A 7,686-nucleotide genomic window follows, 5' to 3' on the forward strand; every position below is an offset into this window, starting at 1 on the left:
CTCCTCGGCCGAGAACGCCTCCCCACGCACGACGACCCGGGGCGCCCCGTGGTCGGCGAACCGCGCCCGCATCCGCGCCGCCCCCGCCACGCCGACGACGGTCGCCACCGTCACGATCAGCAGCTCGTCGCAGCGGGCCGCGACCTCGTCCGTCAGGGCGTCGGGGGTCCGAGGCAGGTCCACCACCACGAGCTGGTGCCCGCGACGAGCCGCCGACAGGGCCTCCCTCACGGCGAACGCCTGCAGCGTCTGCGCCCGCCCGTCGACGTACCAGCTGAGGACGCGGAGGGATCCCTGCCGCGGTAGCGCGTCACGCAGGGCCCGGGCCGACAGCCGGCCGGTGGTCTGGCAGAGGGCATCCCAGCGGAAGCCCTCGCGCCGCTCCATGCCGAGCATCCGGTCCAGGCCGGGTCCCTGCGGGTCGCAGTCGATCACCACGGTGTCGCCGGACCGCGCCGCCCATTGGCCGAGTGCGCAGGCAAGGGTGGTCGCACCGGCCCCGCCGCTGCCGCCGATCACCCCGATCACCCGCCCTCGTGCGGTCTGTCGCTCGGTGGCGTCGGCGAGCAGCTCCACCAGCCAGTCCGAGGAGCCGGGCAGCTCGATCACGTTCTCGGCGCCCAGCGTCAGCGTCGTGCGGAAGAGCTCGTGCGGGGCCCGCTGGTTGGTGACCACCCAGACCTGCGGGCGGTGCTCCGGCGCGACCTGCACCAGGGCGCCGGCCAGCTCGGGCCCGACCAGGACGATCGGTGCCCGGCTCCAGGAGAGGAGGGCGGTGAGCGGGTCGCGGGCGATCGTGGGCGTCACGTCGGCCGCGGCGAGGAGCGGCAACAGGTCGGTCAGCAGGCTCTCGTCGTCGGTGACGAGCAACGGCGGTTCGCCGGGGGACGTGGTGCGCGAGGAGGACGTGGATCGGGTTCGTCGGTTCATGACCACCTTGTCGCCTGGCACGGTCCGCCGCATGCCGGCGGCCAGAACAGCTGTGGACGGCGCCTCGCCCTACCCCGCCTGTGGACCCGAAGTGGCCGATCTGACGGGGTTCGAGCACCTACCATGAGCCCATGGCCCCCGTGGGTGCGCCCACCGCGGCGTTCTTCGACCTCGACAAGACGATCATCGCCAAGTCGAGCGTCCTGGCCTTCAACAAGCCGTTCCAGGCCGGCGGGCTCATCTCGCGGCGTGCGGCGCTGCGGTCGGCCTACGCACAGTTCGTCTTCATGGTCGGCGGAGCGGACCACGACCAGGTCGAGCGGATGCGGCAGTTCATGTCGCAGCTGACGGCCGGATGGGACGTCGCCACGGTGCGCGAGATCGTCGCCGACACCCTTCACAACGTCGTCGACCCCCTCGTGTACGACGAGGCCGTGCGCCTGATCGAGGAGCACCACGCCGCGGGGCGGGACGTCGTGATCGTGTCGACGTCCGGCAGCGAGGTGGTCGAGCCGATCGGCTTCATGCTCGGCGCGGACCGCGTGATCGCCACCCGGCTCGAGGTCCAGAACGGCCGGTACACCGGTGAGATCGACTACTACGCGTACGCGGACGAGAAGGCGAACGCGATCCGCAGGATGGCAGCGGAGGTCGGCTACGACCTCGACAGCTCCTTCGGCTACTCCGACTCCCTCACCGACCTGCCCATGCTCGAGGCGGTCGGGCACCCGCACGTGGTCAACCCGGACAAGGAGCTGCGCAGGATCGCCGCGTCCCGGGGGTGGCCGGTGCTGACGTTCTCCAAGCCGGTGACGCTTCGCTCGCGGATCCATCTGCCGCCACCGAAGCCGACACTGGCCGCGCTCGCGGTCGGTGGCGCAGTCGCCGTGGGGGCGGCGGTGTGGGTCGGGGCGAAGCGTCGCCAGCTCGGGGCCTGAGCGCGCGGGCCTGAGTGGAGCCTGAGTCGGCGGGGCGGCCGGGCGTCGTACTGACTAAATCGTCGCGATCCCTGAACCGACCAGACAACCCCGGCCCGCCCCAAAAGACAACCCTTGAAGGTGCCTGCTCAGGGGCGTACAAAGGACACAGAACTCAAGAGCAGCACGTGACCGTGGTACCCACGCGGCGATCCACCCTTCCCAACAGGGCGCTGACCTATCGGAACACTTCCGGGGCAGCATTTAGATGCACGCCTGGTAGCCGAGGTTCACGTGTCAGCGGTGGCACCCGAGACACTTGATGGCTCGGGTGCCACCTGCATGCTCGGACGAGTCGCGGCTTAGTCCGCGTCCCGCACGAGGGGGCTCGCCTCAGCCGCAGCGGCGTACGCCTCCGCGGCGTAGAGCAGCCACGAGTGCATCCCGGCCCGCCCGCCGGTGGCCCACCCCCGCAGGTTCGACTCGTACTGCGGCCGCAACGCCAGGTGCGCCGCCTCCGGCACGACCAGCGACTTCTCGTCGACCCCCTTGGCCGCGAGCAGCAGCCGCTCGGCAGCGCGGGCCACGATCCCGTTGTGGGAGCCGAACGGCGCAGCCGTCAGCAGCTCCGCGTGCACGACCGCGGCGACGGCGAGCGCCGGCGCCTCGCTCGGAGCGGTGATCAGCTCGGCGATGCCCCGCAGCCGTGCGGCGGACTCCGCGTCCCGCGGGCGGCCCAGCCGATCGTCGGGCAGCGCGCCCACCGCCACCACGGCGTGCATCCGGGCCAGCGCCTGCAGCGGCTGGCGCCGCAGCACCGGCATCAGCCCCAGCAGCTCCGCTGAGAGTCGTACGGCGTCCGCGGCGATCTCGTCCGCCTCACCTCCCCGGATCTCCGCCAGGGTGGACTGCGACCCCTCGAGCACCGCGCTCGCATGCGCCCCCCGCACCAGCGACTCGGCCGTCATCTCGGGGCTGGTGCGGCGCAGGCCGCGGTCGCGCAGCACGACGTCGATGCCGTCCCGCGCACCGGCGAAGGCCGAGGGCACGCCTTCCAACGACACCAGCCAGGCGTGCGGATCCACAGTCACCTGCCCAACGCTATCCGGCAAGCGTGCCTCCAAGATCAGGCGTCCGATCCGCCGTACATTCGCCCTGATGGCTACCGACGAGACTCCCACCCGCCCTGCCCTCTCCTTCGGGAGCGTGGCGGAGGCCTTCGACCGCGGCCGCCCCGGGTACCCGCGTGACGCGGCGGTGTGGCTGACCGGCGACCAGCCCCTGTCGGTGCTCGAGCTCGGTGCCGGCACCGGGAAGCTGACCGAGCAGCTGGTCGCACTCGGCCACGACGTGCACGCGACCGACCCCGACCCGCGGATGCTGGACCGGCTCATCGCGAGGCTCCCGGAGATCCGGGTCTCGCAGACCAGCGCCGAGGAGATCCCGGCGGCCGACGCGACCTTCGACGTCGTCGTCGCCGCCGACTGCTACCAGTGGTTCGACCACGAGAAGGCGCTTCCCGAGATCGCGCGGGTGCTCCGGCGCGGCGGTTCCCTCTCGCTGGTGAGGAACCTCCGCGACGAGCGGATCCCGTGGGTCAAGCGGCTCGGCAACCTGATCGGCCACCACACCACCGGCGAGGGTGCCGGCGACGCGCTGGACTCCTCGCCCTACTTCGGGCCGGTCGACGAGGCGTCCTTCAAGCAGTGGCAGGTGATCAACCGCTCCTCGGTCCAGGACCTGGTGCGCTCGATCTCGCACGTCGCCTGTCTCGAGCGCAGCGGGCAGGAGTCGAGGCTGCGTGAGGTGCTCGCGTTCTACGACGACTACGGCCGTGGCATGGACGGCATGCAGCTGCCCTATGTCACCGAGTGCCACCGCGCCGTCGTCGGCATCCGGCCGCAGCCCGTCTCCCCGGAGCCGAGTACGACGGACACCACCGCGAGCGCCGACGTGCCCGAGCTCGGCGACATCGAGGGAGTCCCGGCCGCCGTCGAGCCGCCGAGCGACGACGACTCCGGCATGCTGCTCATCGACTTCCGCTGACCCGCCGAGTTGGGACTTCCCCGCCGCCGAGTTGGGACCTTGATGACACCGAGTTGGGACCTTGGCGACACCAAGACCGCAGATTCGACGCCGCGAAAGTCCCAACTCGCGAGCTCGGGCCCCGACTCGACGTACGAGAAGTCCCATGTCGGCGTCCGGGAAGTCCCAACTCGGCGTGAAAGCATGAGCGCATGCGCTTGGCACGAGGATGGCAGCACGGCCACCTGGGAAGTGAAGCGGACCGAGCGGCGTTCCGTGCCCTGCACCAGGCCTCGCTCGCTGCGCCCGCCCTCCAGGAGGGGCTGACCGGCGAGAGCGCGGAGCGGGCCATCAAGCACCTGCGCAACCTGCTCGGAACGCCGGCGATGGCGATCACCGACACCGAGGCGGTGCTGGCGTGGGACGGACTGGGCAGCCACCACGCCGATCAGGCGACCGTCGTGGCGCTGCTGGTAGCCGAGCGCGGTACCACCCGGACCGTCGACCGCAGCCAGCTCGCCTGCGAGACCAACGGCTGCCCGCTCCGCACCGGAGTGGTCAGCCCGCTGATCGTGGACGACCGGGTCCTGGGCACGGTCCAGGCGTTCGCGCCGCACCCGACGGCCGGGCTGGTCCGCGCGACCGAGGAGGTCGCGCAGTGGGTGTCCGGCCAGCTCGAGCTCGCCGAGCTCGACGCCCACCGCAACCGGATGATCGAGGCCGAGGTCCGTGCGCTCCGCGCACAGATCAGTCCGCACTTCGTCTACAACTCGCTCAATGCGATCGCCAGCTTCGTTCGCACCGACCCCGACCGTGCTCGCGAGCTGCTGCTCGAGTTCGCCGACTTCACCCGCTACTCGTTCCGCCGCCACGGCGAGTACACGACGCTCGCCGAGGAGCTGCGCTCGATCGAGCGCTACCTGCTCCTGGAGCAGGCACGTTTCGGGGACCGGCTCCAGGTCACGCTCAGCATCGCGCCGGAGGTGCTCCCGGTCGTCGTACCGTTCCTCTGCATCCAGCCGCTCGTGGAGAACGCCGTCCGGCACGGCCTCGAGGGGTCCGGTGCCCCCGAGAAGGTGGGGCACCTGCGGATCGTCGCGCACGACCGCGGCCACGAGGCGGTGCTGGAGGTCGAGGACGACGGCGTCGGCGAGGACCCCGCGCGGGTACGACGCGCGCTGGCGGGCGACGCCTCCCTCGACTCCGTGGGTCTCGGCAACGTGGACGCGCGGCTGCGCGCCACGTTCGGCGACGACTACGGTCTGGTCGTGGAGACTGCGCCGGGCGCCGGGACCAAGGTGATCGTGCGGGTGCCGAAGTTCGCGCCCGGGGTGACCGTTCAGTGAGCGGGACCAGCCCCGAGCGACTCCGCGTCCTGGTCATCGACGACGAGCGTCCCGCCCTCGACGAGCTGTCGTTCCTGCTCGGTGCAGACGACCGGGTCGGGGAGGTGATCGCCTGCCAGTCGGCGACCGACGGCCTGCGGACCCTCCGCGAGTGCGAGGTCGACTGCGTCTTCCTCGACATCCAGATGCCGGGCCTGAGCGGGCTCGAGCTCGCCGAGGTGCTGGGACGCTTCAAGCAGCCGCCCCCGGTGGTCTTCGTGACGGCGCACGAGCAGCACGCCGTCGAGGCGTTCGACCTGCACGCCGTCGACTACGTCCTCAAGCCGGTCCGTCCCGAGCGGCTCGCCGAGGCGGTCCGCCGTGTGGTCACCGACGCCGACCGCCGGCCGGCGACGACCGACACCCAGATCGCCGTCGAGCGGGGCGGAGTCACTCGGTTCATCGACCGTGGTGACATCACGCACGTCGAAGCACAGGGCGACTACGCCCGACTCCACACCGGCGGCGGCGCGACGTACCTGATCCGCGTCCCGCTCTCCACGCTCGAAGAGGAGTGGGCCGAGGCGGGCTTCCATCGCATCCACCGCTCCCTGCTGGTCGCCCTGCCCCACGTCACGGAGGTGCGCACCGACCAGGGCCGCACCACGGTCGTGGTCGACGGCATCGAGCTGGCCGTCAGCCGGCGACACACCCGCGGTCTCCGCGACGTCCTCGTACGACGTGCCCGGGGCGGTCTGTGATGTCCGAGCGGGTTCGCGTCACCGGGCCGCCGCGACGACACGCGGCAGCCCGTCCGGGGAGCCGGCTCGGCGACGTGCACGAGCAGACGCCGCTCGGTGACGTCTACCTGCGCTCCCTGCTGAGCGAGCAGCTCGGCCTCGCCGGCCGAGTCCTGGCGGCGGTCGCGCTGACGCTGGGACTGCTGCCCCTCCTCTTCCACCTGGCGCCGGACCTGGCCCACATCGACGTGCTCGGGCTGCCCCTGGCGTGGGTGCTGCTCGGTGTGGCCGTGCACCCGTTCCTGCTGTGGCTCGGCTGGCGTTACGTGCGGCGAGTCGAGCGCAACGAGCGGTACTTCGCCGACCTGGTCGGCACCGACACCGGCCCCCATCCCGAGCACTGAGGCGGCGCGATGAACGCGTCCGCCGTACCCGGTCTCGTCGCCGTCATCGCCGTATCGGTGGTGACGCTGGCGATCGGCACTTGGGGACTCCGGATCTCACGAACCACCAGCGACTTCTTCGTCGCGTCCCGCACCGTCCGACCGCGGCTCAACGCCTCGGCGATCGGCGGCGAGTACCTCTCCGCCGCGTCGTTCCTCGGCATCGCGGGACTGCTTCTCGTCGGCGGCGCGCAGATGCTCTGGTACCCGGTCGGCTGGACCGCCGGCTACCTGGTGCTGCTCGTACTGGTCGCCGCTCCCCTGCGCCGGTCGGGCGCCTACACGCTGCCGGACTTCGCCGAGGCGCGGCTGGGGTCGCGCACCGTCCGAGCGGCCTGCTCGCTGCTCGTGGTCGGCGTCGGCTGGCTCTACCTGCTGCCGCAGTTCGAGGGCGCCGGCATCACCCTGCGCGCCACGATCGGCGCGCCCGAGTGGGCCGGCCCGGTCGTGGTCGGTGCCGTCGTGCTCGCCAACGTGACGTCCGGCGGGATGCGGTCGATCACGTTCGTCCAGGCCTTCCAGTACTGGCTCAAGCTGACTGCCCTGCTGGTCCCGGCCATGGTCCTGCTCGCCATCTGGTGGGGGGACGGCCGCCCCGGCCCGACGACCGCGAGCGAAGGCTGGTCGACGCCCGTGGCGGGCAGCGGCGCGATCGGCCTGTACACGACGTACTCCCTCATCATCGCGCTGTTCCTCGGCACGATGGGCCTCCCGCACGTGGTGGTGCGCTTCTACACCAACCCCGACGGCCGCGGCGCGCGGCGAACGACCGTCGTCGTGCTCGCCCTGCTCGGCCTGTTCTACCTCTGGCCGCCCGTCTACGCCGGGCTCGGTCGGGTGTACGGCGAGGCGCTGGTCAGCACCGGTCGGTCGGACGTGCTCGTGCTGGAGCTGCCGAGGCTGATGGTCGGCGGCGCGGGAGGCGACGTGCTCACCGGCCTGATCACCGCCGGCGCGTTCGCCGCGTTCCTGTCGACCTCCTCGGGTCTCGTCATCGCGGTCTCCGGAGTGCTCACCCAGGACGTGACCTCCCGGGTCGTCGGCGAGCGGGTGGGTGGGGTCACGGCGTTCCGGCTCGCTGCCGTGGTGGCCGTGGCGATCCCCCTGCTGGTGGCGCTGGTCGTGCAGGACGTCGGCGTGGCCGAGTCCGTGGGCCTGGCCTTCGCCGTGGCAGCCTCCACGTTCTGCCCGCTGCTGGTGCTCGGCATCTGGTGGCGCCGGCTCACCGACATCGGCGCGCTGGCGGGCCTTGCCGCCGGCGGGCTCGGGGCCGGTGGCGCCGCGGTGCTGGCGCTCGCGGGCTTCT

8 protein-coding genes are annotated in these 7,686 nt (G+C 72.0%); 6 read left to right on the forward strand and 2 right to left on the reverse strand.

The genetic code is table 11. From position 1 onward, the window contains the following. A partial coding sequence (gene ssd, locus E7Z54_RS20555) for a septum site-determining protein Ssd (protein WP_168798437.1) occupies positions 1-930 on the reverse strand: 930 nt, incomplete at its 3' end. Positions 931-1,061: 131 nt separating this feature from the next. Here ssd and E7Z54_RS20560 point away from each other — a divergent pair. After that, positions 1,062-1,868, forward strand: coding sequence for an HAD family hydrolase (locus E7Z54_RS20560; protein ID WP_136436607.1), 807 nt, complete (start codon positions 1,062-1,064; stop codon positions 1,866-1,868). Positions 1,869-2,209: 341 nt separating this feature from the next. Here the strand turns inward: E7Z54_RS20560 and E7Z54_RS20565 are convergent, their stop codons facing one another. After that, on the reverse strand, positions 2,210-2,938 hold the full coding sequence (locus E7Z54_RS20565) for an oxidoreductase (protein WP_136436608.1): 729 nt from the start codon (positions 2,936-2,938) through the stop codon (positions 2,210-2,212). 67 nt (positions 2,939-3,005) lie between these two features. Between E7Z54_RS20565 and E7Z54_RS20570 the strand changes: the two genes are divergently transcribed. The 5 genes from E7Z54_RS20570 to E7Z54_RS20590 all read left to right on the forward strand — a co-directional run. Further along, a complete protein-coding gene (locus E7Z54_RS20570) occupies positions 3,006-3,893 on the forward strand; it encodes a class I SAM-dependent methyltransferase (RefSeq protein WP_136436609.1) in 888 nt (295 codons plus the stop codon). Between the two features lie 191 nt (positions 3,894-4,084). After that, entirely contained in the window at positions 4,085-5,218 is a 1,134-nt protein-coding gene (locus E7Z54_RS20575; protein WP_136436610.1) for a sensor histidine kinase, read from the forward strand. Next, positions 5,215-5,958, forward strand: a complete 744-nt coding sequence (locus tag E7Z54_RS20580) for a LytR/AlgR family response regulator transcription factor (RefSeq protein ID WP_136436611.1) — start codon at positions 5,215-5,217, stop codon at positions 5,956-5,958. The genes E7Z54_RS20575 and E7Z54_RS20580 overlap by 4 nt, the downstream gene beginning before the upstream one ends. Further along, the gene (locus tag E7Z54_RS20585) at positions 5,958-6,341 is read left to right on the forward strand and encodes a hypothetical protein (protein ID WP_136436612.1); all 384 of its coding nucleotides are present in this window, start codon (positions 5,958-5,960) and stop codon (positions 6,339-6,341) included. The genes E7Z54_RS20580 and E7Z54_RS20585 overlap by 1 nt, the downstream gene beginning before the upstream one ends. Positions 6,342-6,350: 9 nt before the next feature. Then, on the forward strand, positions 6,351-7,686 hold a 1,336-nt coding region (locus E7Z54_RS20590), incomplete at its 3' end, for a cation acetate symporter (protein ID WP_136436613.1).

It is taken from the genome of Nocardioides sp. (assembly GCF_004803405.1).
Classification (GTDB): Bacteria; Actinomycetota; Actinomycetes; order Propionibacteriales; family Nocardioidaceae; genus Nocardioides; species Nocardioides vastitatis.

Coding starts and splice junctions, on each gene's coding strand:
- E7Z54_RS20560 (WP_136436607.1), top strand. CDS start 1,062: ATGGCCCCCGTGGGTGCGCCCACCGCGGCGTTCTTCGACCTCGACAAG.
- E7Z54_RS20570 (WP_136436609.1), top strand. CDS start 3,006: ATGGCTACCGACGAGACTCCCACCCGCCCTGCCCTCTCCTTCGGGAGC.
- E7Z54_RS20575 (WP_136436610.1), top strand. CDS start 4,085: ATGCGCTTGGCACGAGGATGGCAGCACGGCCACCTGGGAAGTGAAGCG.
- E7Z54_RS20585 (WP_136436612.1), top strand. CDS start 5,958: ATGTCCGAGCGGGTTCGCGTCACCGGGCCGCCGCGACGACACGCGGCA.